Origin of the sequence: Actinomadura sp. WAC 06369 (genome assembly GCF_003947565.1) — a bacterium.
Taxonomy (GTDB): domain Bacteria; phylum Actinomycetota; class Actinomycetes; order Streptosporangiales; family Streptosporangiaceae; genus Spirillospora; species Spirillospora rifamycini.
The window spans coordinates 1-26,871 of sequence record NZ_QHJN01000107.1 but is presented as its reverse complement, the minus strand read 5'-3'; the positions used below and the strand labels follow the sequence as shown (position 1 = coordinate 26,871).

25 protein-coding genes are annotated in these 26,871 nt (G+C 72.8%); 14 read left to right on the top strand and 11 right to left on the bottom strand.

Features of this window, described 5'->3' with window-relative positions; translation table 11 throughout:
* From DMH08_RS25900 to DMH08_RS25890, 3 genes are all read left to right on the top strand, one after another.
* On the top strand, nt 1-695 hold a 695-nt coding region (locus DMH08_RS25900), incomplete at its 5' end, for a phthiocerol/phthiodiolone dimycocerosyl transferase family protein (protein WP_199748013.1).
* Between the two features lie 55 nt (nt 696-750).
* Nucleotides 751-1,896, top strand: a complete 1,146-nt coding sequence (locus tag DMH08_RS25895) for a glycosyltransferase (protein WP_125618344.1) — start codon at nt 751-753, stop codon at nt 1,894-1,896.
* Nucleotides 1,897-1,919: 23 nt separating this feature from the next.
* Nucleotides 1,920-3,254 carry an aminotransferase family protein gene (locus DMH08_RS25890; protein WP_199748012.1) on the top strand — a complete coding sequence of 445 codons (1,335 nt, stop codon included), beginning with the start codon at nt 1,920-1,922 and terminating at the stop codon, nt 3,252-3,254.
* Here DMH08_RS25890 and DMH08_RS25885 read toward each other — a convergent pair.
* The 3 genes from DMH08_RS25885 to DMH08_RS25875 form a co-directional block, all read right to left on the bottom strand.
* The gene (locus DMH08_RS25885; protein ID WP_233617807.1) at nt 3,226-3,975 is read right to left on the bottom strand and encodes a class I SAM-dependent DNA methyltransferase; all 750 of its coding nucleotides are present in this window, start codon (nt 3,973-3,975) and stop codon (nt 3,226-3,228) included. The two genes, DMH08_RS25890 and DMH08_RS25885, sit on opposite strands and share 29 nt — an antisense overlap.
* Before the next feature lie 71 nt (nt 3,976-4,046).
* Nucleotides 4,047-5,255 carry a cytochrome P450 gene (locus DMH08_RS25880; protein WP_026404021.1) on the bottom strand — a complete coding sequence of 403 codons (1,209 nt, stop codon included), beginning with the start codon at nt 5,253-5,255 and terminating at the stop codon, nt 4,047-4,049.
* 116 nt (nt 5,256-5,371) lie between these two features.
* Complete coding sequence (locus DMH08_RS25875; protein WP_026404022.1) at nt 5,372-6,625, bottom strand: cytochrome P450 family protein; 1,254 nt, start codon at nt 6,623-6,625, stop codon at nt 5,372-5,374.
* Nucleotides 6,626-7,029: 404 nt separating this feature from the next.
* Between DMH08_RS25875 and DMH08_RS25870 the strand changes: the two genes are divergently transcribed.
* From DMH08_RS25870 to DMH08_RS25845, 7 genes are all read left to right on the top strand, one after another.
* Nucleotides 7,030-7,470 carry a VOC family protein gene (locus DMH08_RS25870; RefSeq protein ID WP_125618342.1) on the top strand — a complete coding sequence of 147 codons (441 nt, stop codon included), beginning with the start codon at nt 7,030-7,032 and terminating at the stop codon, nt 7,468-7,470.
* Nucleotides 7,471-7,580: 110 nt separating this feature from the next.
* Nucleotides 7,581-8,570 carry a winged helix DNA-binding domain-containing protein gene (locus DMH08_RS25865; RefSeq protein ID WP_267898572.1) on the top strand — a complete coding sequence of 330 codons (990 nt, stop codon included), beginning with the start codon at nt 7,581-7,583 and terminating at the stop codon, nt 8,568-8,570.
* Between the two features lie 165 nt (nt 8,571-8,735).
* A complete protein-coding gene (locus DMH08_RS40345) occupies nt 8,736-8,882 on the top strand; it encodes a hypothetical protein (RefSeq protein WP_158642402.1) in 147 nt (48 codons plus the stop codon).
* 226 nt (nt 8,883-9,108) lie between these two features.
* Nucleotides 9,109-9,933: a methyltransferase domain-containing protein gene (locus tag DMH08_RS25860; RefSeq protein ID WP_125618338.1), complete on the top strand. Its 825-nt coding sequence runs from the start codon at nt 9,109-9,111 to the stop codon at nt 9,931-9,933.
* Nucleotides 9,934-10,058: 125 nt separating this feature from the next.
* Nucleotides 10,059-10,706, top strand: coding sequence for a thiamine pyrophosphate-dependent enzyme (locus DMH08_RS25855; protein WP_233617808.1), 648 nt, complete (start codon nt 10,059-10,061; stop codon nt 10,704-10,706).
* A gap of 23 nt (nt 10,707-10,729) precedes the next feature.
* Nucleotides 10,730-11,620, top strand: a complete 891-nt coding sequence (locus DMH08_RS25850; protein WP_199748016.1) for a transketolase family protein — start codon at nt 10,730-10,732, stop codon at nt 11,618-11,620.
* Nucleotides 11,621-11,732: 112 nt separating this feature from the next.
* Nucleotides 11,733-12,179 carry a nuclear transport factor 2 family protein gene (locus DMH08_RS25845; protein WP_026404028.1) on the top strand — a complete coding sequence of 149 codons (447 nt, stop codon included), beginning with the start codon at nt 11,733-11,735 and terminating at the stop codon, nt 12,177-12,179.
* Between the two features lie 125 nt (nt 12,180-12,304).
* On the opposite strand, the gene DMH08_RS25840 is transcribed toward DMH08_RS25845, so the two are convergent.
* The 5 genes from DMH08_RS25840 to DMH08_RS25820 are packed head-to-tail and all read right to left on the bottom strand — an operon-like array spanning nt 12,305 to nt 16,908.
* Entirely contained in the window at nt 12,305-13,501 is a 1,197-nt protein-coding gene (locus DMH08_RS25840) for a cytochrome P450 (protein WP_125618334.1), read from the bottom strand.
* 24 nt (nt 13,502-13,525) lie between these two features.
* On the bottom strand, nt 13,526-13,720 hold the full coding sequence (locus DMH08_RS25835) for a ferredoxin (protein WP_199748011.1): 195 nt from the start codon (nt 13,718-13,720) through the stop codon (nt 13,526-13,528).
* A complete protein-coding gene (locus DMH08_RS25830; protein WP_233617806.1) occupies nt 13,717-14,994 on the bottom strand; it encodes a cytochrome P450 in 1,278 nt (425 codons plus the stop codon). Before DMH08_RS25830 ends, DMH08_RS25835 begins: the two co-directional genes overlap by 4 nt.
* A 50-nt stretch (nt 14,995-15,044) precedes the next feature.
* On the bottom strand, nt 15,045-16,463 hold the full coding sequence (locus DMH08_RS25825) for an NDP-hexose 2,3-dehydratase family protein (RefSeq protein ID WP_233617805.1): 1,419 nt from the start codon (nt 16,461-16,463) through the stop codon (nt 15,045-15,047).
* A gap of 13 nt (nt 16,464-16,476) precedes the next feature.
* Complete coding sequence (locus DMH08_RS25820) at nt 16,477-16,908, bottom strand: type II 3-dehydroquinate dehydratase (RefSeq protein WP_325052947.1); 432 nt, start codon at nt 16,906-16,908, stop codon at nt 16,477-16,479.
* 386 nt (nt 16,909-17,294) lie between these two features.
* Here DMH08_RS25820 and rfbH point away from each other — a divergent pair, with 386 nt between their 5' ends.
* Together rfbH and DMH08_RS25810 are read left to right on the top strand one after the other, a co-directional pair.
* On the top strand, nt 17,295-18,599 hold the full coding sequence (gene rfbH / locus DMH08_RS25815) for a lipopolysaccharide biosynthesis protein RfbH (protein ID WP_125618332.1): 1,305 nt from the start codon (nt 17,295-17,297) through the stop codon (nt 18,597-18,599).
* A gap of 29 nt (nt 18,600-18,628) precedes the next feature.
* Nucleotides 18,629-20,659 carry a multicopper oxidase family protein gene (locus DMH08_RS25810; RefSeq protein WP_233617804.1) on the top strand — a complete coding sequence of 677 codons (2,031 nt, stop codon included), beginning with the start codon at nt 18,629-18,631 and terminating at the stop codon, nt 20,657-20,659.
* A 95-nt stretch (nt 20,660-20,754) separates the two neighbouring features.
* Here the strand turns inward: DMH08_RS25810 and DMH08_RS25805 are convergent, their stop codons facing one another.
* Complete coding sequence (locus DMH08_RS25805) at nt 20,755-22,071, bottom strand: aminotransferase family protein (protein WP_026404035.1); 1,317 nt, start codon at nt 22,069-22,071, stop codon at nt 20,755-20,757.
* 31 nt (nt 22,072-22,102) lie between these two features.
* Nucleotides 22,103-23,248 (bottom strand): glycosyltransferase, encoded by a 1,146-nt coding sequence (locus DMH08_RS25800; protein ID WP_125618331.1) that lies wholly within the window; start codon nt 23,246-23,248, stop codon nt 22,103-22,105.
* Between the two features lie 272 nt (nt 23,249-23,520).
* Here DMH08_RS25800 and DMH08_RS25795 point away from each other — a divergent pair, with 272 nt between their 5' ends.
* Together DMH08_RS25795 and DMH08_RS25790 are read left to right on the top strand one after the other, a co-directional pair.
* Complete coding sequence (locus DMH08_RS25795; RefSeq protein WP_233617803.1) at nt 23,521-24,315, top strand: thioesterase II family protein; 795 nt, start codon at nt 23,521-23,523, stop codon at nt 24,313-24,315.
* 1,205 nt (nt 24,316-25,520) lie between these two features.
* Nucleotides 25,521-26,693 carry a helix-turn-helix transcriptional regulator gene (locus tag DMH08_RS25790; protein ID WP_199748010.1) on the top strand — a complete coding sequence of 391 codons (1,173 nt, stop codon included), beginning with the start codon at nt 25,521-25,523 and terminating at the stop codon, nt 26,691-26,693.
* A 48-nt stretch (nt 26,694-26,741) separates the two neighbouring features.
* Here the strand turns inward: DMH08_RS25790 and DMH08_RS25785 are convergent.
* On the bottom strand, nt 26,742-26,871 hold a 130-nt coding region (locus tag DMH08_RS25785), incomplete at its 5' end, for an ATP-dependent Clp protease proteolytic subunit (RefSeq protein WP_199748009.1).

The window sequence follows — 26,871 nt, the reverse complement described above, 5'->3', positions numbered from 1 at the left end:
CCACCGGCCCGGAGGGGGCGGTGGTCCCCGAGCGTCCCCCCGCGGTCGTCCGGCACGTGGTCCGGCACAGCCTGACGGAGGCCGAGTCGGCGGCGCTCGTCGACCTCGGCCACCGCGAAGGCGTCACGGTCAACGGCCTGCTGTCGGGCGCGCTGCTCGTCGTCGAGGCCGAGGTCCGCGACCTGCCGCTGCCGGAGCTGCTGCTCCGGTACACGGTGAACCTGCGCGACCGCCTCACCCCGCGGATCGGCGCCACCGAGGGCACCAACGTGCTCGGCGGCGCCGGGTTCGCGGTCGCGGACGGGACCAAGCCCGAGCCCGTCGCGATCGGCCGGGCCGTCGGCGCGGGGCTGCGCGCGGGCCTGGCGGACGGCTCCGTCCAGCGCAGCCTCCTGGACCTGGTCGCCCGGGCCGCCGGGAACGCCCGACCCTGGGAGCCGGGCCGCGCCCCCGCCGTGGTCAGCGTCCAGAACTGGGGGCAGGCGCCGCCCCTGCGCACCCCCGACGGGCTGCGGCCGACCGATCTCCGCTCCGCCTCCAGCATCAGGGAGGCGTCGGCGATGGGCGGCTACGTGGTGAGCACGTTCCGCGGCCGCATCGGCATCGACCTGGCGTGGCCCGAAGGCGACCCGGAACTGCCGGAGCGCCTCGACCGGCTGCGCGAGCAGCTCGGCCGCCTGACGCGGCGGCCGTGACCGCCGCGACCGGCACGTTCCCGCTCGGCTCGCCGCACGGCTCACGGAGGATCGCATGAAGGTCGTCATACTCGCCGGGCTGACCCCGTCGACGTTCTTCGGCCACGTCGCGCTGGGCACGGCGCTGCGCGACGCGGGACACCAGGTGATGGTGACCGCGTCCAGCGACGACGTGATGCCGAGCATCGCCGCGGCGGGGCTGCCCGCGCTGCCGGTGATGGAGCCGGGCATGACCCGGGAGCGGATCGTGGCCGGCGCCGGGCTGGACGGGGTGCCCGCGGACCCGGCCGAACGCGAGCGGACGGCGGGCCGGTGGCTCGCGGTCATCGACACCGCGCCCCTGCCGGCGCTGCTCGACTTCGCCGGGCGCTGGCGCCCGGACGTGGTGATCGGCGGCATGCAGGCGTACGGCGCCGGGCTGCTGGCGGCCCGGCTGGGCGTCCCCTACGTGCGCCAGGCATGGGACATCCACGACCCGCGGCTGTTCGACGCCGGGGCGGCCGAGCAGCTGGCCGGCGAGCTGGCCGAGCTGGGGCTGGAGGGACTGCCCGCCCCCGACATGCTGATCGACTTCACCCCGCCGAGCCTGCGCCCCCGGGGCGCGCCGCCCGCGCAGAAGATGCGCTGGATCCCGGGCAACTCCCAGTGCCGCCTGGAGCGGTGGATGTACACGCGGGGCGCCGGGACCCGGATCGGCGTGACCATCGGCACGACCGTGGCCGACTACGACCAGTACGACTACCTGCAAGCGATCGTCGCCGACCTCGCGGCCCTGGACGCCGAGGTCGCGGTGGCGGTGCCCGAGGAGGCTGCCCCCGGGACGCGGGAGCGGCTGCCCGGCGCCCACGTGGGCTGGATCCCCCTGGACGTCCTGGCACCGACCTGCGACGTGCTGGTGCACCAGTCCGGCGGCAACACGATGCTGACCGCGCTGAGCGCCGGGACGCCCCAGGTCCTGATCCCCGACCCGGGGCAGTTCCGCCAGGTGGAGATGGCGCGCCGCGTCGCCGAGGCCGGTGCCGGGGTCGTCGTCCCGGCCGAGGAGGCCACCGGCGAGGCCGTCGCGAAGGCGTGCCGGCAGGTCGTCGGCGACCCGGGGTACGCGGCGGCCGCGGCCGGGCTGCGCCGGGAGATCGAGGCGCTGCCGCTGCCGTCCGAGGTGGTGCGGCGCATCGAGGGGCTCGTCCGGCGGCGGGACTGAGACGCCTGGGGGGAAACTCTGTGGTGACGAACGAGGCAACGGGTGTGTCGCAGCTGCTGGCGACGCGGTGGCAGATCCCCCCGATGCCCTACAGCCGCGCGCGCGGATCCTGGGTGCACGCCGCCGACGGGCGGCGCTACCTCGACGCGAGCAGCGGCGCCATCAACGTGAACATCGGCCACACGCATCCGGTGGTCGTCGAGGCGATGCGGGACCAGGCGGGCATCTGCACCTACGCCGGCCCGGGAACGTACCCCTCCGGAGACATGGAGGAGCTGGCCGCCGCCACGGCGAGCGCGGTGCACCGCCCGGACGATCGCGTCGTGTTCACCCCGACCGGGACGCACGCCACCGAGGCGGCCATCGCCCTCGCCCGGCTGGCGCAGCGGGCCCGGGGCGAGACGGGCCGCCACAAGATCCTCACCGCCTCGCTGGGGTACCACGGCAACAGCGCGTTCGTCCTGGCCCTGTCCGGGCACCGCAACCGCCGGCCGCACGAGGACGACGGCTTCGGCCTCGGCCCCGCGTTCGACCCGCCCTACCCCGGCCACCATTCAGGCTGCCCCTACGGCGCCTGCCGCACCGAATGCGCCCAGGACGTCCGCGACGCCATCCTCAAAGCCGGTCCCGAGAGCGTGGCGGCGGTGCTGATGGAGCCGGTCAACGGCACCACCGGCGGCGGGTACGTCCCCCCGGCCGGATACCTGCGCGAACTCCGCCGCATCTGCGACGACCACGGCGTCCTGCTCATCCACGACGAGGTCCTCACCGGCCTGGGCCGCACCGGCCTCCCGCTGGCCTCGCACCACACCCCCGGCGCCGAACCCGACATCGTCACCCTGGCCAAGGGGCTGGGCGCCGGCTACCTCCCTCTGGCCGCCACCCTGATCGGACCGCGCCTGGCCGACGACATCCTGACCGGCGGCACCCGGCCGCCCCTCGCGGGCACCATGTCGGCCACCCCGCTGCAAGGACGCGTCGGCCTGGCCGTCCTGTCCGTCCTCCGGGACATCGGCGCCCTCGACCCCGCCCGGCTGCGCGGCGCCGCCCTCGGCCGGATCGTCGCCGACGCCGCCCGCGGGGTGCCGGCCGTCACGGACGTCCGCGGCCGCGGCTACTTCTACGGCATCGAACTGGCCCCCGGCACCGTCCGCGACCTCCTCCGCACCACCCGCGAGCACGGCCTCCTGCTGTACCCGTTCGTGGGGTTCCACCGGGACGGCGGCGGCGAAGGGCTGCTGGTGGCGCCGCCGCTGAACGCCACCGACGCCGAACTGGACTTCCTCGGCGAGCGGCTGCGCGCGGCGCTGCTCCGCCACCGGTACGACGTCACCGGCCGCCCTCGCGGACGCCGATGAACAGGCCGCGGCCGTTCGGGCCGCCCGGGAGGTACTCCACCGCGCAGCCCGCGTCGGTGAACGCGGCGGCGTACTCCCGCTCCTCGAACAGCGCGAGGGTCTCGTACTCGGTGAACTCGCGGATCCCGGTCGGCTCGGCCACGGTGTAGCGCACCGTCATCCGGCTCAACCGGCCGTCCCGGACGGTGTGCGACAGCCTGCTGACCGCGCGGCCGTCCTCCTGCGCGAGCGCCGCGGACACGAAGCCCTCGACGAACCTCTCCGGGAACCACCACGGCTCGACGACGAGCACGCCGCCCGGCGCCAGGTGCCGCGCCATCGAGGCCACGGTGCCGCGCAGCTCCGCGACGGTGCGCACGTAGGCCAGCGAGAAGCACAGGCACACGACCGCGTCGAAGCCGGTCCGGAGGTCGAAGTCCCGCATGTCCGCGGTGTGCAGCGGGACGCCGGGCAGCTTGCGCCGGGCGATCTCCCGCATGGCCGCCGACAGCTCCAGCCCCTCCGTGCGGCCGAACTCGGCGCCGAACCGGACGAGGTGCTCGCCCGTCCCGCACGCGACGTCCAGCAGCGAGTCCGCCTCCGGGTTCCGCGCGCGGATCAGCTTCGCGTACTCGTCCGCCTCGGCCGCCCAGTCGCGGCCGCGGGCGGCGTGAATGAAGTCGTAGATCTCGGCGTGTGCCGCGCTGTACACCGCCGGCGCGCTCTGCGAAGCAGCGATCATCATGCCTTCCTCGGCTCGGGGAACGGCGGCCGGGCGCGCCGGCCCGAGGGCCCGGCCGCCGTGCGGAGCGCCTACCAGGTGACGGGCAGTTCGACCAGCCCCTGGAACGCCTCCCCGGGCTTGATCGGGACCTCGTCCGCGGGGACCGCCAGGCGCAGGTCCGGCAGCCGCTCGAACAGCGTGCGGAAGGCGATCTCCATGATGACGCGCGCCAGGTTCATCCCGACGCACTGGTGCGGGCCGAACCCGTACGTCAGGTGGTCGCGGAACCTGGGGCGGTGCCAGTCCAGGGTCTCCGGCCGCTCGTAGGCGTCCTCGTCGCGGTTGATGAGGGAGAACAGGAAGAACACCCCGTCGCCCTCGTGGATGGTGGTGTCGTCGTCGACCTCGATGTCCTCGGCGGCCACCCGCTGCAGCCCGTCCGGGACGGCGACCAGCCGCGTCAGCTCGTCCACGGCGGCGGGCCACAGCGACGGGTCGGCGCGCAGCTCGGCGAGCCGCTCGGGGTGCCGCAGCAGGGTGTAGGCGCCGAGCGCGATCGAGCTCGACGTGGTGTCGTGCCCGGTCACCAGGATGATCAGGAACATCTGGAGCACTTCTTCCTGCTCCACGTCGTCCGCTTCGCCGCGCTCGGCGAGCAGGTCCTTCAGGAAGCTCTCCGCGGGGCTCTGCCTGGCCTTCTCGATCAGTTTGCCCAGGTAGGCCATGAGCTCGTCGTAGGCGGCGGCCGCGTCCGGGCCGAACAGGATCTGGTGCGCCTTCCGCTCGAAGTACTCCTGCTCCTCGTGCGGGATGCCCAGCGTCTCGCACACCGCCATCAGGGGGACGGGCGAGGCGAACATGGAGGCCAGGTCCGCGGGGGCGCCGTGCTCCAGCATGGCGTCCAGCCGCCGGTCCACGATCTCCTGGATCTTCGGGCGCATCGAGTCGACCCGCCGCACCGTGAAGCCCGCCTGCGCCAGCTTGCGGCGCGCGCGGTGCTTCGGGCCGTCGACCCCCACCAGCGCGGTGAGCAGCTTGATGACCTTCTGCTGGACGTCGTTGAACTCGACGGCCGCGGCCGCGCTGACCATCGGCCAGTCGGGGTTGGTGCGGTCGCTGGAGATGCGGGGGTCCGTCAGGAGCCGGCGGGTCAGCTCGTGGCCGGTGACGGCCCAGGCTTTCCGGCCGTCGTAGAGGGTGATCTGGGAGATCGGGCGCCGCTCGGCCAGCGTCCGGTAGCCCGGCGCGGGCTCGTAGGGGCAGGTGCGGTCCTGCGGGAAGGGGACGGTCTCGGTCATGGCGAAAGACTCCCTGGGCAACGGGCCGGGGCACGACCGGGACCGGCTTCCGCCCGCGCCGCGGGCGGAAGCCGGTCGGGGTGCGGCCTCGGTGGGCGGGTCTGGTCGTTCCGGGGTCAGACGAGCCGCACCGGGAGGTCCTTGGTCCGGGTGAACCCCGGACGCAGGATCCACGGGACCTCTTCGCGCGGCACCGCGAGGCGCAGGTCCGGGAACCGGGTGAACAGCCCGCGCAGGGCCACCTCCGCCTCCAGGTAGGCGACGTGCTGGCCGAGGCAGCGGTGGATCCCCTTGCCGAAGCCGAGGTGGCTCTCGCTGCCCACCGCCAGCCGGTCGACGATCAGCTTCTCCGGCTCGGGGAACTTGCGCGGGTCGGTGTTGGCGCCCATGATCAGCGGCACGACCGGCATCCCCCGCGGGATCACCACGCCGCCCACCTCGATGTCCTCGGTGGCGAACCGCGGCTGCCCGAACTGGATCGGCCCGAGGCGCTGCAGCTCGCGGACGGCCTGCGGCCACAGCGCCGGCTCCGCCTTCAGCCGGTCGAGCTGGTCCGGGTTCTCCAGCAGGGCGAGCACCGAGTTCCCGATCAGGTACGTCGTGGTCTGGTGGCCGGCCGTCACCAGGCTGAACAGGATCCCGACCAGCTCGTCGTCGGTGACCCGGGACGGGTCCTCCTGCTGCGCCTGGACGAGCGCGGTGACGAGGTCGTCCTTCGGCTCGGCCCGCCGGCGCTCGATCATCTCCCGCGCGACGGCGAGGGTCTTGCGCACCTCGCCCGGGAGCCGCTCGCCGTCCAGCGTGGCCATCGCGTCGCTCCAGGACCGCCAGTACGGCCGGTCCTCCTCGTCGACGCCGACGAGCTCGCAGATGACGGTGACCGGCAGCGGGTAGCAGAACGTCTCGACGAGGTCGATCGGCGTGCCGTCCCCGCCGAGCCCGTCCAGGTGGTCGAGCAGGTCGGCGGTGAGCTCCTCGACCCGGGGCCGGAACTTGCCGACCCGGTGCGCGGTCAGCGCGTAGGACACCAGCTTGCGCAGCCGGGCGTGGTCGGGGCCGTCGGACGCGTTGATGAGGTTCTTCAGCCAGGGGATCAGGTCCTCCGGCATGTCGAGGTGCTGGAACACGCCGTTCCGGATGTCCTCGGCGGGCGAGTCGCTCAGCGGGTTGGTGAGGAACCGCTGGTCGGTGAGGACCTGGCGCACGTCCTCGTAGCGGGCGGCCAGGAACATCGGCGGCCCGCCCATGAAACCGCCGAGCTGCAGCGTCGGTGCCTCGCGCACCCGTGCGTGTGCGCCGAACGGGTCGGCGACCACTTCTGGCGAGAACAGGTCGATCGGCTCGCCCTGATTCTCGGTGGTGGCGGTCATAGCGTTTTCCTCCCGTGTGGAAAGCGTGCGCCGTGTGGAAAGCGTGCGTTCCGCTGGTATGGCAAGCGCGTCGCAGCCCCGTTTCGGAACGATAAGAAGGGGAGTCCGGCCGGGCATCCCCCAACCTGATAGAACTCGGTGCCCGCGCCCGCTCCGCAGGCCGTCCGGGTCTGTTCGGCGGTCACCTGGCCGAGCGGGACGTTGTCGCCGAGCTCGCGGCGCAGCCGCCGCAGCATCTGGCCGTAGGAGCGGACCGTGTCGGCGTCCGGGTCCCGGCGGGCCAGGAACTCCTCGCACCCCGCCCGGCCTCCCGCGACATCCCGGATCTACTCATCGCGGACATCCGGCGGTTCTTCGGCCGGATGCGCCGACGACGTGCGGCCGGATCTGGAAGAATGCCACCTATGGCACGGTTTATCGGTTTCGGCAATGTAGTCCTGCCCGTGCGGGATCTGCCCGCCAGCATCACGGCCTGGACCGCGTTGCTGGGCGGACCACCCGCGTTCCAGAGCGACGATTTCGCGGCGTTCTCCAACGATGGCGTGGAGATCGGGCTCACCGCGGCGCCCTGGGTGGATCACCCGCTGGTCTTTTGGGCGGTCGAGGATATCGAACAGGAGCATCGCGCACTGGTCGCCGCCGGGGCGACGGCGATGACCGAGACCTCCGACGGATCGCTCGCCGAGGTCGGTACCGCCGAGGCCGCCGCGGGGGACAACATCGATCCGGCAACCGGCATCGTGGACATGCCCGGAGCCCGGCTGGCCGTCCTGAAGGCGGCCGACGGCAACCTGATCGCCATCACTCAAGAGGTACCGATGGACTGGTCGGCCGACCAATCGTGAGATCGGGCGTACCCGAGCTGTCCCGGCGGGTACTGAACCGGACACTCCTGGAGCGGCAACTGCTGGCCCGGCGCGTTCCTCGTACTCCGCTGGAGGCGATCGAGCACCTCGTGGCGATGCAGGCACAAATGCCCAACGGACCTTATGTGGGGCTGTGGGCGCGGTTGGAGAACTTCCGGCACGATGACCTGACGGCCCTGCTCGAGAGCCGCGACGTGGTGCACGCCACTATGCTGCGCTGTACCCAACACCTGGCCTCCGGCGAGGACTTCCGTTGGCTGTGGCCGACGGTCGCGCCCGCTGTGCGGAAAGCCTTGACCGACGCGTACTACGCCACGCAGATCGAGGGGATGGATCTCGACGAGTTCGCCCGCGTCAGCCGACAGCTACTGACCGGAAAGACGCTCACCCGCCGGGATCTCGGCCAGTTGCTCACCGACCGATTCCCCGGCCGCGCCCCCGGCCGGCTGGCCGAGGCCATCGAGCTGCTGGAGGCGTTGGTGCATCCACCACCCCACTCCACCTGGGGCCGGTGGGGGCATCGGCGTGGGACACCGGTCACCCTGGCCGACGAATGGCTCGGCCGCCCGCTGACCGACGCGCCGCAACCGGAGACGATGGTCCTGCGCTACCTCGCCGCGTTCGGTCCAGCCGGTGTCATGGACATCCAGGCCTGGTCGGGATCGACCCGGCTCCGCAAGGTCGTCGAAGGGTTGCGGCCGAAACTGCGCGCCTTCCGGGACGAGCAGGGAGGCGAACTGCTCGACCTGCCCGACGCACCGCTGGGCGAACCGGACCGACCGGCGCCGGTCCGGTTCCTGCCCGCCTTCGACAACGCCGTCCTCGGGTACCGGGACCGGACCCGCGTGATCAGCGAGGAGAATCGCCGCCGGATCGCGCCCAGGGCCTCCGGGGGCGTGCCATTGCTCCTCGTCGACGGCTTTGCGGAAGGCAGCTGGAAGCTCACGAACGGCCACCTGCACATCGCACCGTTCCGGCCACTGTCGGGATCCGAGAAAGCGGCGGTACGAGACGAGGCCGCCCGCCTGCTCGCGTTCGTCGCCCCGGACAACACCGAACCGTCGTTCACACTGGAGTAAGCCTGATCGGGACTCGGGCCAGGGCGAACCGGTCGAGGTGGTGCTTCCCGGCCCGCCCCTTCGCCGTGGCCCTTTCCCGGCGTAGGCGAATTCCCTTTCAGCTCAACCCCGCATGCGCTTCCGGCCTCATCTTGTCTGCCCGGCCATTGCCGTTCGCGGCGATCTGTGCGTGCTGATGACCGGGTGCTGCTGATCGACGTGGAGAACGTGCTGGGCACGCGCCCCCGCAACGTCCGCGCCCGCCTGGCCGGGCTGCTGGCCGACGCCGGGCCCCTGGCCGCCGCTCGATCAGCGCGGCGAGATCGGTGGTGACCCAGCCGCGACCGGGCCCGGCCGCCCAGGTGGTGAAGGAGTGCAGCGCCGAGCGGTGCCGGTTCCAGGTCCGCGCCGCGGCCTCGCCCCAGGCGGCGGTGAACACCGCGGCCGCCCGCACGGCTATCAACGCGAGGGATACCCGGCCGCCCGCACCCGCCCTAGCCTGCGTGTGGTCGATCACGTTCAGAAAATGTCGGAACGTAGCGAACCGTGAGGGGTGCTGGTGACAAAGCCGACGCCGACCGAGATCGGGCAGGGATATGACGATTTCGCGGAACTGCTCGATCAGCTCTGGGGCGACAATCTGCACCACGGCTACTGGGAGGACGAATCCGACGGCGCGTCGCTCGACGAGGCCACGAACCGGCTGACGGGCAAGCTGGCCGGGATGCTGGCCATCGAGCCGGGCGCCCGCCTGCTCGACGTCGGCTGCGGCGTCGGCGAGCCGGCCGCCCGGCTGGTCCGGGACCACGGGATCACCGCGGTCGGAATCTCGATCAGCAAGCGGCAGGTGGAGCGCGCGGGCGAACGCGCCGCCGCCGCCGGGCTGGCGGACCGGCTGTCGTTCGAGTACGCGGACGCGATGGACCTGCCGTTCCCGGACGCGTCGTTCGACATCGTCTGGGCGCTGGAGTCGCTGCACCACATGCCGGACCGGTGGCACGTGATCCGCCAGGCGGCCAGGGTGCTGCGCCCCGGCGGGCGGCTGGCGATCGGCGACTTCCTGCTCCGCGGCGAGCACGGGAGCGGCGCCGACGCCGCCGCCCGGGTCGACCTCGTCCGGCAGGGCGTGCTGAAGATCGTCGATCTCGACGAGTACCTGTCCCGCATCCGGGAGGCCGGGCTGGAGCCCGAGGTCGCCGAGGACATCAGCGACCGCACCCGCCCGTCGTGGGGCAAGTCCGCGGAGATCTTCACGGCGGTGCGGGACCAGGCCGTACGGCACATCGGGGCGGAGCAGTTCGAGCGCACCCTCTCGAACTTCCGCCAGCTCAGCGACGCGCCGATGGTGGGGTACGTCCTGCTGACCGCCCGCAAGCCCGCCTGACCCGTGGTCGTGGCGGAGTGACCATCAGAAACGTTGCAGGTGGAGCCATGCAGACGACCGACCAGACGACCGACCGCACGTCCGAGCAGACGACCGAAGAGACGATCCGCGCCCTGTTCCGCAGGATGATCGGCGACGAGAAGCACATCTGGGCCGCGGTGTCCACGACGGACACGATCTGGGTGCTCTACGACCGGGTGCTGAACGTGTCGCCCGACACCGTCGACGACCCGGACCGCGACCGGTTCTACCTCTCCAAGGGCCACGGCCCGATGGCCTACTACGCGATGCTCGCCGCGAAGGGCTTCTTCCCTCCGGAGGAGCTCGACACCTGGACCACGGTCGACTCCCCGCTCGGACTGCACCCGGACCGCGTGCTCGTGCCCGGCGTGGAGATCAGCAGCGGCTCCCTCGGCCACGGGCTGCCGCTCGGCGTCGGGACCGCGCTCGGCCTGCGCATCGACGGCCGCGCCGCCCGGGTGGTGGTGCTGATCGGCGACGGCGAGCTGGACGAGGGCAGCAACAACGAGGCGATCGAGATCGCCGGGCGCTTCGGGCTGGACCGGCTCACCGTGATCGTGATCGACAACAAGTCCGCCAGCCTCGGCTGGCCGGACGGCATCGCCAAGCGGTTCGAGGTCGAGGGCTGGGACGCCGCCGCCGTGGACGGGCACGACCACGAAGCGCTGTACAAGGCGCTGACCCGGGAGCCCGCCGGCCGGCCGCAGGCCGTCGTGGCGAACGTCCGTCGCAAGGAAGGGGTCGCCGGATGACGACCGAGGTGGACAGGAAGCTGATGCGCACGGTCTTCATCGACACCGTGATCGCGTCGCTGGCGACCGACCCGCGGGTGGTCATGCTGACCGCCGACATCTCCTCGTGGTCCTTCGACGAGGCGCGGGAGCGGTACCCGGACCGGGTGATCAACGTCGGGATCCGCGAGCAGGCGATGATGAGCATGGCCGGCGGGCTGGCGCTGACCGGGTACCGCCCGGTGGTGCACACCTACACGCCGTTCCTGGTGGAGCGGCCGTTCGAGCAGATCAAGATCAGCCTCGGGCACCAGGACGTCGGCGCGGTGCTGGTCAGCATCGGCGGCTCCTACGACGACCTGGCCCGCGGCCGCACCCACCAGGCGCCTGGCGACGTGCCGCTCCTCGACACGCTGCCGGGCTGGACCGTGCACGTGCCGGGGCACGAGGACGAGGTCGAGCCGCTGCTGAAGGACGCGCTGTCCGGCGACGGGCGGGTCTACATCCGGCTGTCCGACCAGGTGCACGGCGAGTCGGTGCCGCTGTCGGACGGGTTCACCGTCCTGCGCGAGGGCACCGCCGGGGTGGTGGCCGCGATCGGGCCGATGCTGCGGCAGGTGCTCGAAGCCACCGCCGGCATGGACGTGACGGTGCTGTACGCCTCGACGGTCCGGCCGTTCGACCGCGCCGGGCTGCGCCGCGCGGTGGACTCCGCGGCGCCGAACGTCGCGCTCGTCGAGCCGTACCTGGCCGGCACCTCGGCGCACGAGGCGGCCGAGGCGCTCGCGGACGTCCCGCACCGGCTGCGCTCGTTCGGAGTGCGGCGCGACCAGGAGGTGCGCGCCTACGGCAAGGCGGCCGACCACGACCGGCTGCACGGGATCGACGCCGCGGGCCTGGCCGGGGCGATCGGCGACTTCCTCCGCCGGGCGTGACCCGGACGGAGCGCGGCGACCGGCCGCGCCGCCGTCCGACCGGCGGAGCGGCCGGCAGAACAGTCCACCGAACGGCCGGCCGGAGCGCCGGCCGGCAGTGCAGGGAGCATCGATGAGCCTGACCGACGACCGCGCGGACCTCACCCAGCTGATCTACCGGTTCTGCACCCTCATGGACGAAGGCAGGTTCGAGGACCTGCGCTCGGTGTTCGCCGAGGAGGTCGCCTCGAAGGACCCGAGCGGCGCGCCGGTGCGGGGGCGGGACGCGGTGATCGCGGGCGCGGCGGCCGCGCACTCGCCCGGCGAGCGGTCCCAGCACCTCGTCCACAACGTCCTCATCGACGTGGACGGCGACCGCGCCGACGTGACGGCGAGCGTGGTCGTGATCCTCAGCGACGACACCGCGCCGGAGGGGGCGATCGCCCCGGAGCCCAAGCTCACGATCAGCTCGCGCCTGCGGTACGGGGCGGTCCGCGCCCCGGAGGGGTGGCGGGTGTCGAGCATCGACGGTGACCTCGTGTGGGCGAGCCACAAGCAGCCCGAGGCCGCCCCGGCGTAGCCGGCGGCCCGCGGGCCCGCGGACGACGAGACCGCCGTGCGGAGATCCGCACGGCGGTCTTCTCGCGCCCGCCGACCGTCCGGCTCAGGCGGCGGCGCCGCCCGGCACCGGCCGGCTCCGGCCGCTCAGCTCCGGCCGATCAGCAGGGGGAGCCTGTCGACCCCGGTCATGATGGGGATGGACTTGAACGTCGGGCCTTCCCGCGGGTCGACGCGCAGGTCCGGGAAGCGGTCCAGCAGGACGTTCAGCGCGATGCGGCCCTCGGCCCGGGCCAAGGGGGCGCCCATGCAGAAGTGGATCCCGCGGCCGAACGACAGGTGGTTGTTGGGAGCGCGGGTCGGGTCGAAGGCGTGCGGGTCGGGGAACTCGCGCTCGTCCCGGTTGGCCGCGCCGAGCCACACCATCACGAGCTCGTCGGCGGGGATGCGCCGCCCGCCCAGCTCGACGTCCTCGTTGGTGAGCCGCGAGACGGCCGTGAACGGGGGGAGCAGCCGCAGCGACTCCTCGATCACGTCCGGGAGGAGCGTCCGGTCGGCGCGCACCCTGCCCATCCACTCCGGGTGGGCGTCCAGGCAGAGGACGGTGTTGCCCAGCAGCATGGTCGTGGTGATGTAGCCGGTGAGCAGGAGCACGAAGCCGAAGTTCTGCACCTGGGCCTCGGTGAGGCGCTCCCCGTCCACCTCGGCCTCGACGAGCCTGGTGAGCAGGTCGTCGCGCGGCTTCACCCGCCGCTCCGCGACGTGCTCGCCGATGTAGCGGAGGACCTCGGCGGCGCCGTCCATGGCCGCCGCGTGCGGCGCGCCGTCCGGCCCGTCCTCCCAGTTCTCCAGGGAGACGTCCTGGTGGTCGTCGAACATCTGCGCCACCCACTTCTTGAACAGCGGGCGGTCGCCGGCCGGCACGCCCAGCAGGTCGGCGATGACGATCACCGGCAGCGGGTAGGCCAGCTCCTCGACCAGGTCGAACCCCTCGCGGGCGGCGACCCCGTCGAGCAGCTCGCCGGTCACCTCGGCGATCCGCGGTTCGAGCCCCGCCACCACCTTAGGCGTGAAGACACGGCTCACGATCTTGCGGAGCTTGGCGTGCGGCGCGCCGTCCATGCGCAGCAGGTTGCCCTCGTTGACCCGGTCGTCGATGGGGATCTTGCGCTGGACCTCCGACGAGAAGACCGCCGGCTCGTTGAGGGCCCGCAGCGCCTCGGCATGGCCGTAGACGTTCCAGACCTTGGTGACCGGGTCGAAGGCGACCGGCTCGGCGGGCCGCTCACCCCGCATCCAGAACTGCTCCTCGGGGGCGTCCCAGGAGTCGGTGACTGCGACCATGATGTTCCTTCCTGAAGGGGGCCTTCAGCGGTCGACCCGCAGCGCGCCGGTCGGGCAGGCTTTGACGGCGTTGAGCACGGTGCTCTCCTGGGCGGGGTCGGGCGTGGTCCGCAGGAGGATCACGGTGCCGTCGTCCTCGTCCTGGTCGAACACGTCGGGGAGGCGCAGGACGCACAGGCCCGCGCCGACGCAGGTCTTCGGGTCGGCGTACAGCTTCATGACGCGTCCCAGGCGACGGGCAGCGCGTCGACGCCGTAGTGCAGCATCTCGTCGCGCACGGGGACCTCCTCGGGCGGGACGGCGAGGCGGAGGCCGGGGAGGCGGCGCAGCAGCTCGGTGAAGGCGATCCTCATCTCCACCCGGGCCAGCTGCTGGCCCAGGCACTGGTGCACGCCGTGGCCGAACGCCAGGTGCGGGCCCCGGGGGCGCGTCACGTCCAGCACGTCCGGGTCGGGCCAGTGCTTCTCGTCGCGGTTGGCGGTCACCACCGAGACCACCACGGACGAGCCCGCCGGGATGTGCTCGCCGCCGATCTCCAGGTCCACGGTGGTGAACCGGAAGAGCCCGATGTGCACGATCGACAGGTAGCGCAGCAGCTCCTCGACGGCGTCGCCCATCCGGGACGGGTCCTCGCGCAGCGCGTCGAGCTGGCGGGGGCGCTGCAGCAGGACGAACGTGCCCAGCCCCAGCATGCCCGCGGTCGTCTCGTAGCCCGCGAGGAGCAGCAGGTTGGCGATGCCGACCAGCTCGTCGTCCGTCAGCGCGGGCTCGGCCCCGGCGCGGTGGATCAGGTCGGAGAGCAGGTCGTCGGCGGGGTCCGCCCGCTTGCCGGCGATCAGCCGCGCCATGAACGCCCGCAGCGCCTCGGCGTTCTCCATGGCGTCCTTGACCGGCAGGTTCGCCTGCAGCAGGGTCGTCGCGCGCCGCCGGAACTCCGCCCGGTCCGCGTACGGCACCCCGAGCAGCTCGCAGATCACCAGCGAGGGCACCGGGAACGCGAAGTCGGCCATGAGGTCGGCGGTGCCGCCCCGGGCCGCCATGGCGTCCAGCCGCTCGGTGACGATCTCCTCGATGCGTTCGGCGAGCCGGTTGATCCGGCGGACGGTGAACTGCCCGGCGAGCAGCTTGCGGTAGCGGGTGTGCTCCGGCGGGTCCATGTTGATGAACGACCCGGCCTGCGCCTTCGCGTTGCGCAGCTGCTCCCGCTCCTCCTCGGACAGGCTCGTGAACCGGGGGTGGTAGCGGAACCGGTCGGAGGAGAACCGCGGGTCCGCCAGCACCGCGCGGCCCTCCGCGTGCCCGGACACCAGCCAGAACGGGGCGCCGCCGGGCAGCGTCGCCCGGGTGACCGGGGCCCGCTCGGCCAGCGCCACCAGCGCGGGCGGCAGCGTGAACGGGTCGTCGCGGTGGATGAGTTCGCGGGGGATCGGCGAACCGAGCACGTTGCCCTCGGGCGGCTTCCCGGGCGGCTTCTCGGTCGGTTTGGTCGTCACGGCGGGGGACTCCTTCTTCTCGCTCGGGGCCGGTCTCGCTCCGGCGCGGGTCACAGGCTGCGCAGGTTCGCCATGAGGCTGCGGAGCTCGACGGTCAGGTAGTTGCTGTGCCGCAGCAGCGAGGTGAGCTGGTCGAGCGCGACCCACAGGAACCGGTCGCCGGGGTCGGCGGCGAAGCCGTCGTCGACCTCGACGACCAGGTAGCGGTTCTGCGCGTGGTAGAAGCGGCCGCCCTCCTCGGAGTACATGACGTCCAGCCGGATCCGGTCCGGGGGCGCGGCGAGCACGTGGTCCAGGTAGCGCGGACGGTGCTCCGGCGGCGCGTCGGCGTAGTTGCCCGGCTGGCAGTGCACGCTGGCGGTCAGCTCGGCGATGTTGAGCATGCCCGCGTCGCTGCGGGCCCGGACCAGGGCGTGCAGCGTGCCGCCGATCCGCTTGACCAGCAGCGCGACCAGACCGGGCTGGACGGGCGCCAGCAGCGGCTGGGACCACGCGGCGACCTCGCGGTTGGTCGCCCGCACGTCCACCGCGACGATGTCGAAGTACTTGCCGTCCCGGTGCCCGATGGCGTCGGCGCCGATCCGCCAGCCGCCCTCGGTGACGTCCCGCAGCGGGACGAGCCGCTGCACCAGCTCCTGCCGGGCGCGGATCTCGGTGAGCCAGCCGAGCACCTCGCCCAGGTCGTGGACGGCCCTGCCGTGCCCCGCCAGCGAACCGCGGACCGCCTCGGCGAACGAGCCGTCCGCGGCGTCGTCCCGGCGCCCGCCCGGCGGGGCCGGGGCCAGTTCGGGCGGGATGCAGGCCAGGACGGTCCTGGAGTCCATGTTCACCATGTGGTCCAGGCGCAGCAGGCGGTGGATCTGGTCGAGCGTCAGCCAGCAGAAGTCGTCGTGGAGCGGGACGTCGGCGCCGGTCTCGACGACGATGTTGCGGTTGCGCTTGTGCAGGAACCACGTTCCCTGCTCGGACTGGAGCCCGTCGAACAGCACCCGGCCGCGCGAGCCCGGCCGGAAGTACTCCAGGTACTTGGTCCCGGCGCCGCCGTGGACCTTCGTGTAGTTGCTGCGGGTGGCCTGCACGGTCGGGGAGAGCTGGAGGCCGTTGATGTTGCCCGGCTCCATCTTGGCCTGCATCAGGCAGTGCGGGACGCCGCCGAACCGCTTGACGAGGATGCCGAGCAGCCCGATCTCCTGCTGCACGATGATCGGCTGGGTCCACCGGCCCGCCCACGCCCGGTCCGTCCGCACGCGCAGGCCCTCGATCGAGAAGAACCGCCCGCTGTCGTGGACGAGGTTGCCGGTGCCGGGCTCGAAGCCCCATCCGGACAGGTCGGCGAACGGGATCCGGTCCACCTGGAAGCGGTTCGCGCGCGCCCGCGCGTCGAACCAGGTGTGGAAGCCGGCCATGGACATGACCGCGCCGCCGCCCGCCTCGACGGCGGCTCCCGCCTCCGCCTCCGCCGCGTTCACGCCGCCCACCGCGTCAGGCGTCCGGGCACAGGTGCATCAGCGCCCGGGCCGCCAGCCGGTAGCCGTACGCGCCGAGGCCGACCACGGCGCCGGACGCGAGCGGGGCGAGCACCGACTCGTGGCGGAACCGCTCCCGGGCCCAGACGTTGCTGAGGTGCACCTCGATCCACGGCGGCGGGTAGCTCGCCAGCGCGTCCCGCAGGCTCCAGCCGGCGATCATCAGCGCGCCCGGGTTGACGATGGCGCCGACCGTGGTGTCGCGGTGCTCGTGGACCGCGCCGACCAGCTCGCCCTCGCCGTCCCGCTGGACCGGGGCGACCTCCCAGCCGCGGGCGGCCACCTCGGCGGCGACCGCCTTCTCGATGTCGGCGAGCGTGTCGGTGCCATAGATCTCCGGTTCGCGGTGACCCAGCGCACCCAGATTGGGACCGTTCAGCAGCAGCACGACGCTCAATGGGGCACCTCTCAGTTCGGCACGGGTCCGACCGGCACGGGGCTCTGCGCCGTCGTCGCGCGGCCGACGCCGTCCGACCAGCGGCGATCCGCGTGATCCGTTCGCAGGCTAGGAGAGGCGCGACCGGCCCGGTATCCCTCGACCTGATAGCTCCCGATCGGGACGGGCGTGTACCGGGACGGACGCGAAGTCCTATCAGGTCGGGGGATGCTCGGCCCGGCGCCGCTTACTTAATGTGCCGAAGAGGCCGAATCGCCTTTCTTGTGCACGCGAGGGCCGAGGTGCCCGCACCCGGCGCGGCGAGCGGCACGATCGGCGGACACCGCGCCGGACGACGCCGGTCGACGAGATCGGGAACACGCGAGGAGGTCGCGGGCATGACGGAGAGCAAGGCGTTCCTCCTGGAACTCGTGCGCAAGTACCACCGGGAGAACGCGTCCGACGAGTTCGTGCCCGGGACCACGCCGGTGCCGGTGTCCGGGGCCACCCTGGACGAGGAGGACCGCGTCGCCCTGGTCGAGGCGGCACTGGAGATGCGGATCGCCTCCGGCGTCAGCGCACGCCGGTTCGAGCGCGAGTTCGCGCGCGCTCTGGGGCTGCGCAAGGCTCACATGACCAATTCGGGCTCGTCGGCGAACCTCCTCGCCCTGTCCGCACTGACCTCACCGACGCTGGAGGACCGCCGGCTCGTCCCCGGCGACGAGGTGGTCACCGTGGCGGCGGGGTGGCCGACCACGGTCAACCCGATCATCCAGAACGGGCTCACCCCGGTGTTCGTCGACGTCGAGCTGGGCACCTACAACCCCGTCCCGGAGCGCATCGAGGCCGCCGTCGGCCCGCGCACGAAAGCGATCCTGGTGGCGCACGCCCTGGGCAACCCGTATGCCGCGGCGGAGATCGCCGAGATCGCCGACCGGCACGACCTGTTCCTGATCGAGGACAACTGCGACGCCGTCGGCTCCTTCTACCAGGGGCGCCCGACGGGGACGTTCGGCGACCTGTCCACCGTCAGCTTCTACCCGGCGCACCACCTCACCACCGGTGAGGGCGGCTGCGTGCTGACGTCCAACCTCGCGCTCGCCCGGATCGTGGAGCAGCTGCGCGACTGGGGCCGGGACTGCTGGTGCGAGCCGGGCGAGGACGACACCTGCCGCAAGCGGTTCGACCAGCAGATGGGGTCGCTGCCGCACGGCTACGACCACAAGTACATCTTCTCGCACGTCGGATACAACCTGAAGGCGACCGACGTGCAGGCCGCGCTCGGGCTCACCCAGCTCGCCAAGCTGGACGACTTCGGCGCCGCCCGGCGGCGCAACTGGCGGCGGCTGCGCGAGGGCCTGGCCGACGTGCCCGGACTGCTGCTGCCGAGCCCGACGCCCGGCGCCGACCCGAGCTGGTTCGGCTTCGTGATCACCGTGCTGCCGGACGCCCCGTTCACCCGGGCGGGCCTGGAGGGGTTCCTCGGGTCCCGCCGGATCGGCACCCGGCGGCTCTTCGCCGGCAACCTCACCCGGCATCCCGCGTACGAGGACCGGACGTTCCGGGTGTCCGGCGAGCTGGCCAACTCCGACGTGATCACCGAGCGGACGTTCTGGGTCGGCGTGTACCCGGGGCTGACCACACCCATGATCGATTACGTGATCGAGTCCGTCCGGGAGTACGTGCGGACGGCCGGGCGCTGACGGCACGGTCCCGGCCGAGGGGAAACCGAGTGAACGACCAGGTCCACCGACGCACGTTCCTCGCCTCCGCGGTGCTCGGCTCCGCGGGCGCCGCCGGAAGCGCCGCGGGCCCGCCCGGTTCGGACGCCGCGCACGCGGCGGCCGTCCCGCCGGCGCGCGGCGCGCCCCCGGCACGGCCGGCGGCGCCCCCGGGACGGCCCGGCGCGCCCGCGGCACCGAACTTCGGGCTGGCGAAGTTCCGGGACCCGCTGCGGATACCGCCGGTGATCCGGCCGCGGGGCCGGCACCGCGGCGAGATCGCCGTCGGCATGACGACCGCGCGGCTCAGGCTGCACTCGCAGCTGCCGCCGACCACCCTGTGGACCTACGAGGGCCACTTCCCCGGCCCGACCATCGAGGTGCGCCGCGGCAGCCGGCTGCGCGTCGCCTGGAGCAACGACCTCGACGGGACGGTCCCGCTGGTCGCCGTGCGGGCACCGGTCGCCCGGCCCTCCCCGGCGGACACCCCCGGCTACCGGAACCCCGACGGCACCCTGCCGTCCGGGGTGGAGCTCATCGACGGCGTCGCCGAACTGCCGCCGTGGACCGTCGTGCACCTGCACGGCGCGGCGGTGAACGGCGGCAGCGACGGCTGGGCGCACAACGCCGTCCTGCCGGGGAACGCGCAGCTCACCGAGTACCCGAACCGGGAGACGGCGCGGACCCTCTGGTACCACGACCACGCGATGGCCGTGACCCGCTTCACCGTGTACGCCGGGCTGGCCGGCATGTACCTCGTCCGCGACGAGGAGGAGGACCGGCTCGGCCTGCCCGGCGGCGACCAGGAGATCCCGCTGGTCATCGCCGACCGCAACCTCGACACCGACCCGGCGACCGGCGCGCTCACCGGCCGGCTGCTGTTCAAGTTCCAGTACGCGCCCGCGACCGGCACGTCGGCCCCCGTCACCGGCCCGTTCACCCTCGTCAACGGCGTCATCTGGCCGCACCTGGAGGTCCGGCCGCGCTGGTACCGCTTCCGCGTGCTCAACGCGGCGAACGCGCGCTTCTTCCGCCTCGACCTGGCCGACGAGACGGGCACCGTGCGGAACGAGGCGGTGCGGATCATCGGCACCGACGCCGGGCTGCTGCCCGCTCCCGCGCGAGTCCCCGGGAACGGCCTGACCCTCGCCCCGGGCGAGCGGGCCGACCTGCTGATCGACTTCGGCCGGTTCGCGGGACGGCGGCTGCGGCTCACCAGCACCGGCAGCGCGGTCGAGCCGGACATCATGGAGTTCCGCGTCGCCGGGCGCGGGCGGCCCGGCCCGTTCCGGCCGCCGGAGCGGCTGGCGTCGTCGTACGTGCGGCTGGAGCACGGCACGACCGTCCCGGACGACCACGACGAGGTGTTCGTGGCGGCACTCCCGCCCAACGTGGCCGGGCAGGCGCACCCGCAGATGTGGGAACTGCAGGAGATCACCGACCCGGACCAGGTGCCCGGGCGGCTCCCGGCGGAGGGGATCCTCCAGCTCACCGACCCGGCCACCGGACGGGTGCGGACGTTCCGGCGGGTCGCGAGCCTCTTCGACGACACCACGACGATCTTCATCGACCACGGCCGGTGGGCGGTGTGGAACCTGATCCAGCTCGGCGGGCCGCCGCACCCCACGCACATCCACCTGGCGCGGCTCCAGCTCCTGTCCCGCCGGACGTGGCGCGACCTGTCGGCCTTCGACGCCGCCGCCGGCGGCACGTCCCGGCCGCTGCCCGTGCCGGACGCGGGACCGCCGATCGAGCGGCACGAGGAAGGCTGGAAGGACACCTTCAACCTGTGGCCCGGGGAGTGGATCACGGTCGCGGGCCGGTTCGAGGGCGCGACCGGCGCGTTCATGTACCACTGCCACATCCTCGACCACGAGGACGAGGGCATGATGCGGCCGTTCGTCGTGCACCCGCCCGAGGTGGCGCGCTTCCACATGCACGGCGGCTCGCACGGCGGCGGCTCGCACGGCGGCGGCTCGCACGGCGGCGGCTCGCACGGCGGCGGCTCGCACGGCGGTTCGCACGGGGGCGGCCACCCGTAGCCCGCCGAGAGCGCGGGGGACGGGCGCAGGGGACGGACACGAGAACGGCGAAGGCCCGGGAGAACGCTCCCGGGCCTTCGCCGTCGTTCGTCCGGTCAGTTCAGGCGTTCGGCGGTCTCGAGCAGCGAGGCGCGCAGCGTCTCGCCGAGGAACTCCAGTTCGGTGTCGGTGGCGTTCAGCGGCGGCGCGACCAGCAGGCCCTCGCCGCTCCCGTCCGGATGCCACCCGGCGAAGGGGTACAGGAGCAGGCCCTTCTCCCTGGTGACGCGGAGGAGGTCGCGGATGCTGCCCGGGGCCAGCTCCAGGCCGTAGAAGTGCCCGAGGCCGCGCACGCCGGTCACGACCGGCAGGCCCCGCGTCGCCTCGGCGACGACCCGGCCCACGGCCGCGCCGCCGACCCGGTCGCGCTCGAAGACGCCGAGGTCCTCCAGCACCGACAGGACCGCGAGCCCGACCCGTCCCTGCAGCGGGGTCCCCGACATGGTCCCCATGAGGGGGAGCCACTTGCCGGCGGCCATGATGTCCTCGGCGAGCCGGGGCGCGACCATCGTGGCGGCCAGCGGCAGGTACCCCGCCCCGAGCCCCTTCGCGAGGGTGATGATGTCGGGTTCGGCGCCCGGGGCGTGGTGCGAGGCCAGCGGGAGGCCGGTGCGGCCCAGCCCGGTGAGCACCTCGTCGTGGACCAGCAGGACGCCGTACTCGTCGCAGATCCCGCGGACGGCCCGCAGGTATCCGGGCGGCGGCACGTACCCGCCGCCGGTGGTGCCGTTGACGGGTTCCAGCAGGACCGCCGCCACGCTCTCCGGACCCGCCTTGACGATCGCCTCGCGCACCTCGATCGCGCATTCGGCCCGGCAGACCGGGAACCGGCAGCCGCGGTGCTGGCCGGGGTAGGGCGGGTCGAAGGCGGGGCCGATGCCGAAGGCGTCGTCCTCGTGCGGCCGCCGGTTGCGGTGCCCCGACAGCGCCAGCACGAACGCGCTGTTGCCGTGGTAGCCGAGCGTGGCCGTCAGCACCTTGTGGCGGCCCAGCTCCCCCCGCGCCCGCTGCGCCAGCCGGGCCAGCGCGATGGCGGCCTCGGTGGCGTGGGTGCCGGTGGGGGTGAACATGACGCGGTCGTCCGGCCGGTGCACGGCCCTGGCCGTGGCGGTGGCCAGCCGCTGCACCTGGGTCGCCGTGAACGTCCCCGGACTGGCGTAGGTGCAGATGCCCGCCTGGTCGCTCAGCGCCTCGACCACCACCGGGTGGGCGTGGCCGATGTTGACGTTGATGATCCCGCTGGCGGCGTCCAGGTAGCGCTGCCCGTCGGTGCCGTACACCCAGGACCCGGCGGCGCGGCTGTAGGGCACCGGTGGGATCTGCAGCCGTGCGGCCAGGAGCTGCGACGTGTCCGCGGCCTCGTTCGTTGTCACGTGGGGAACCCCTCCAGGAGCCTCGGCCCCGTCAGGACGTCCGGCCGACGAGGCGCTCGATGCGCCGGACCACCTCGGACGGCAGCGGCAGGGCGGCCATCTCCCGGCCGAGCCCCGCCGCGGCCTCCGCGTACGCCGGGTCGGACAGGATCTGCTGGCACTTCTTGGCGATGACCTCGCTGGTCGCCTCCTCCGGGGAGAGCACGACCGCGGCGCCGGCCTCGGCGAGGCGGCGGGCCATGTCGCACGCGCGGTGCTGCCCGGGGTCGGGGATCAGGATCTGCGGCACGCCGAAGGTCAGCGCCGTCAGCATGGTGCTGCCGCCGGTCTGGTGGACGATGACGTCGCAGGTGGGCGCGACGACGTCCAGCGGGATCCAGCCCGCCTTGACGTCCGGCATCCGCTCCCGCAGCGCGGGCGCGGCGTCGTCCGACACCGGGACCACCACCTCCGCGTCCACGGCGGAGATGTTCTCGACGATCCCCTGGAGGAAGTCGTGCTGGTTGTAGGTCGCCACGCCGGTGCCGATGGTCACGCAGATCCGGCGGCCCTCGCCCCGCGTGTACATCCACGGCTCCAGGCGGCTCTGCGCGTTCGCCGGGACCCACCGCATCATCTGCGCGGGCCCGGCCTCCGGCGTGCGCAGGCTCGGCGGCGTGACGTCGATCATCATGTCCGGTTCGGGCAGCCCGTCCAGGCCCAGCTCCGCCAGCTCCTCGCGCAGCTCGTCCGACGCCTCGGGGTCGGCCAGCCGCCCGTGGTGGATGTCCCAGGCGTGGCGCACGTAGGGGACGCCGAGGCGGGCCGCCAGCAGCGGCGCGGAGTAGACGCTCATGCCCCCGACGACCACGTCGGGGCCCCATTCCGCGGCGAACGCCAGCAGGGCGTCGAGGGGCTCGGTCTCGATCCGCGCGTACCACCGGCCCGAGAGGCCCTCGCGCTCCACCGGGTCCTCCGGCACCCGGGCGAGCCCGGCCTTGGCGAGGATCTGCTGCGGGGTCGTCTCCGGGTCGGTGACCGGCACGGCGGGGAGCCCGACCCCGGTGATGACGGGGATCATCTCCTCGATCGAGCTGGTCACCATGACCTGGTGGCCCGCGTTGCGCAGAGCCGTGGCGAGCGGGGCGTGCGTAAAGATCGTCGACGGGGCGACCCCGGCGAGAATGATGACCTTCAAGGAGTCCTCCTGGCGGTGCTGCGTCGATCACCGGGTCCGGTACGGGGACGAGCGGGAAACCGCGGCTTTGACGCGGTTTCGGCCAGGCTCGCCCACACCACCGCCGGGAGCCATCACCAACGTCGGTAGTCTCGTCCGGCCCGCTGCGGTTTCGCCTTCCCGCCGGTGGTCCGCGCGGGTGGTCCTCGCCGGACGACCGCCGGGGGCGCCCGCCGGTGGGCCTATCAGATCGAGGGATGGCGCGCGGACCGCCCGGACCTAGCGTGGCGAGGGTGCCTCATTCTGCGGAGCAGTTCGAGAAATGGACCCGCCGATTCCACCCGGCGCCGGACGGTGACGCCCGCGCCCCCCGCCTCCTGTGCCTGCCGCACGCCGGCGGGTCGGCGAGCTTCTTCTTCCCGGCGTCCAAGGCGCTCGCGCCGGCCGTGGAGGTGCTGGCGGTCCAGTACCCGGGGCGGCAGGACCGGCGGCACGAGCCGAACGTCTCCGACCTGCACGAGCTGGCCGACCAGATCTTCGCGGCGGTGCGCCGCCTCGACGACCGCCCCCTGGCGCTGCTGGGGCACAGCATGGGCGCCCTGGTCGGCTACGAGGTCGCGCTGCGGATGCGGGACTCCGGCACCCGCGCGCCCGTCCGGTTCTTCGCCTCCGGCCGGCGGGCCCCGTCCCGCCACCGGCCGAGCACCCTCCACACGGAGCCGGACGAGCGGATCGTGGCGGAGCTGCGGAGGCTGAGCGGCACGGACGCGGCCATGCTGGCGGACCCGGAACTGCTGGAGATGATCCTGCCGGCGATCCGCGCCGACTACCGCGCCGTCGAGACCTACCGGCCCGAGCCCGGCCGCGTCCTGGACTGCCCGGTGACGGTACTCACCGGGGACGCCGACCCCCAGGTCACGATCGACGAGGCGGCGGCGTGGGAGGAGCACACCACCGGGCCGACGGAACTCCGGGTCTTCCAGGGCGGCCACTTCTTCCTCATGGACGAGGCCGAACGCGTGCTCGACACCGTGCGGAGCGGGCTCGGCCGCCGGAGCGTCGACTCGGACCGCGGAGTCGCGATCTGAATGGACCACGGGCGCGCGCCGTCCGGGCGGGCCGGGGCCGGACAACTATCAAGGCTGGGGATACCGGCCCGCGGACGCCGTTGCGAGCCTGAAAACGCCCGGGACATCCGGGACGAGCAGCCGGTGGGGCCATGATGAGGCCGCGGCCGCCGAGGGGGGTGACTGTCCGACAGGTGTCTCAATCCAGCAGGACACGGAGGGAGACCCCGGCCGGTGCGGACCCGGGCGTCGCGGCACCGCCATTGCGACGTCGCCGGACGCGGCGCCCCGGCACGAACGCCTCAGCGATATCGGACGGTGCGGGCCCATCGCGCCCGGCCGCGGGCGGGTGCGTTCGCCCGGACACTCACGCATTAGCGCGCTCAAGTATTTTAGGGTGCACCCTAATATTAAAGGTGCCGGTCGGTCGGCTGTTTTGGGGCCGTCCGTCGGAACGATTGCCGCAAACTCCATAAGACGCCGCATTCTCGTGATTTGCAGACTCCGGCGGGGGAGGATTCTTCTCCCGGCCGACGCCCGGAGCGCGTTTGTGAATAAACTGTGATATGCATCTCATTGCACACCGGGTGGTTCGGGGGCGGGGTGACCGGTTGTCGCCCCTCGCCTCGTCGTCGCAGGTCAGCGAGGTGCAGCGTGAATCGTCGCGCCGAATCCGCTGGTCATGGAGCGCTCCATTGATCGCCTCGCCGGCCGTCCGGGAGTTGCCGCAGGTCAGCAAACGGGCCACCTGAATTGATCATAAGAACCTGTCCCGGAACGGGATGTCGCTTCTCTGTTCGAGACATCGGGTGACAGGATTTGCCCCTTGACATCTGCGGAGCGCTATTGGTTATGCTCTGGAGCGTTGGTGTGCGAGTTGCCGAACTCAAATAGCCGGGGAGGGTTGTCGCCACGTGCTCGGCTCTTCAAGTGAGGAAGTGGCACGTGAGCGTCGGGCGGCCGGCCGGGCCCCCACGGGCCGGCCCGTTCGACCGCGTTCGGGGGGAAAGCTCGGCGCCGCCCCCCGTGTCCGTGTCAAAAGTAATACCTAATGAGATTATTTCCTGCCTAACTCATTCACCTGTGCTCCCGAACGATCGTCGTTAGGTGAAACGGACATGCAATCTTCTCTCGGGTCCCTTACTGGAACCAATGATTACCTGGCCGGATTCGATGACGAGTGGATAAGAGGGCGGTGCGATACCGCGGCCCGGCTCCGGCGCTCCATGCAGGCATGGCAGGACGGACGGGTCGAGGCGGCGGTCCGGCACGGCGCCGAGGCCGCCGTCGCCGAATGCGAGGGCGGTCACGAGCTCTGCCGGCTCGCCCAGTTCCGGTACGCCACCCTGCTCATCAAGGTCGGCGAACTGGAGTCGGGCCGGCGGGCGCTCGAAGCCCTCGAAGCGGACGGCGCCGGAACCGAATCGCCCACGCTGGCCGCCGCGTCGCACGTCGCCCGCGGCACCCTGCACTTCGCCCTGGGCACCGTCAATGACGCCATCGCCGAACTCGAAATGGGGCTCCGCATCGCCGAACGGCACGGCGTGCGCTCTCTGCGGACCCCCTGCTACACGGTCATCGCGCTCTGCGCGCTCCGCCGCGCGGACATGAGGGTCTGCCTCGACTTCGTCGACAAACTGGCGGACGAAGCCCTGCTGGGGTACTGCGGGCATGCCGCGGGAGCCTGGGTGACCGCCCAGGCCATGGAGGCCCGCAGCGGAGTGGCCAGCGCGGGAGACCTCATCTCCGGCATCGTCACCAGCCCCCACGTGCTCCGCCCCCTGATGGTGTCGGAACCGGCGGCCGCGGCCTGGCTGGTCCGCGCCTTCGGCAAGCTGGACGCCCCGGACCTGGCGCGGAAGACGGTGTCGGCGGTCTCCGCGGCGGCCGCCGACAACTCCCGGTTCGGTGCGCTGCGAGGCGCGGCCCTGCACGCCGCCGGCCTGCTGGAAAGCGACTCCGGGAAGCTGTGGGAGGCGGCCGGCCTCTACCCCGACCGGTGGTCCAGGGCGTCCGCGTTGGAGGACATGGCCGCCGTGGTGTCCGAGCGCTGCTGCGAGAAGGAGCGGACGGTCCGCACCCTGGAGTCGGTCCTGAGCGTGTACGAGGCCACCGGCGCCAGGCGGGACGCCGCCCGCGTGGTGAGCAAGCTCCGCGACTTCGGTGTCCGCCGCGGCGCCATCCGCACCGTCAACTGCCCGGACCTGCTTCCGCACGGGCTCACCAAGACGGAGTTCGCCGTCGCCGAGCTGGTGAGCCAGGGCCACACCAACGACGAGGTCGGCAGGCAGCTGTTCATCTCCCGGCACACCGTGGCGTTCCATCTGAAGAAGGTGTTCCAGAAGATGAACGTCGCCTCGCGCGTCGAGCTGGCGGCGGTCTGGACGGTGAACCCGTAAGGAACGTTCCGGCCGGACACGAGAGCGAGGGCGAGCCACCGCCCTCGTTCACGCGCGCACCCGCACCACCTCGTCCGCCTGGAGGATGAGGTCCGGGATCGCCCCGCGCCCCTGCCCCATCGGCTGGTGCAGGACGACCCGGGTGTGCGGCAGCGCGGCGCGCTTGCCGGGGGCGCCC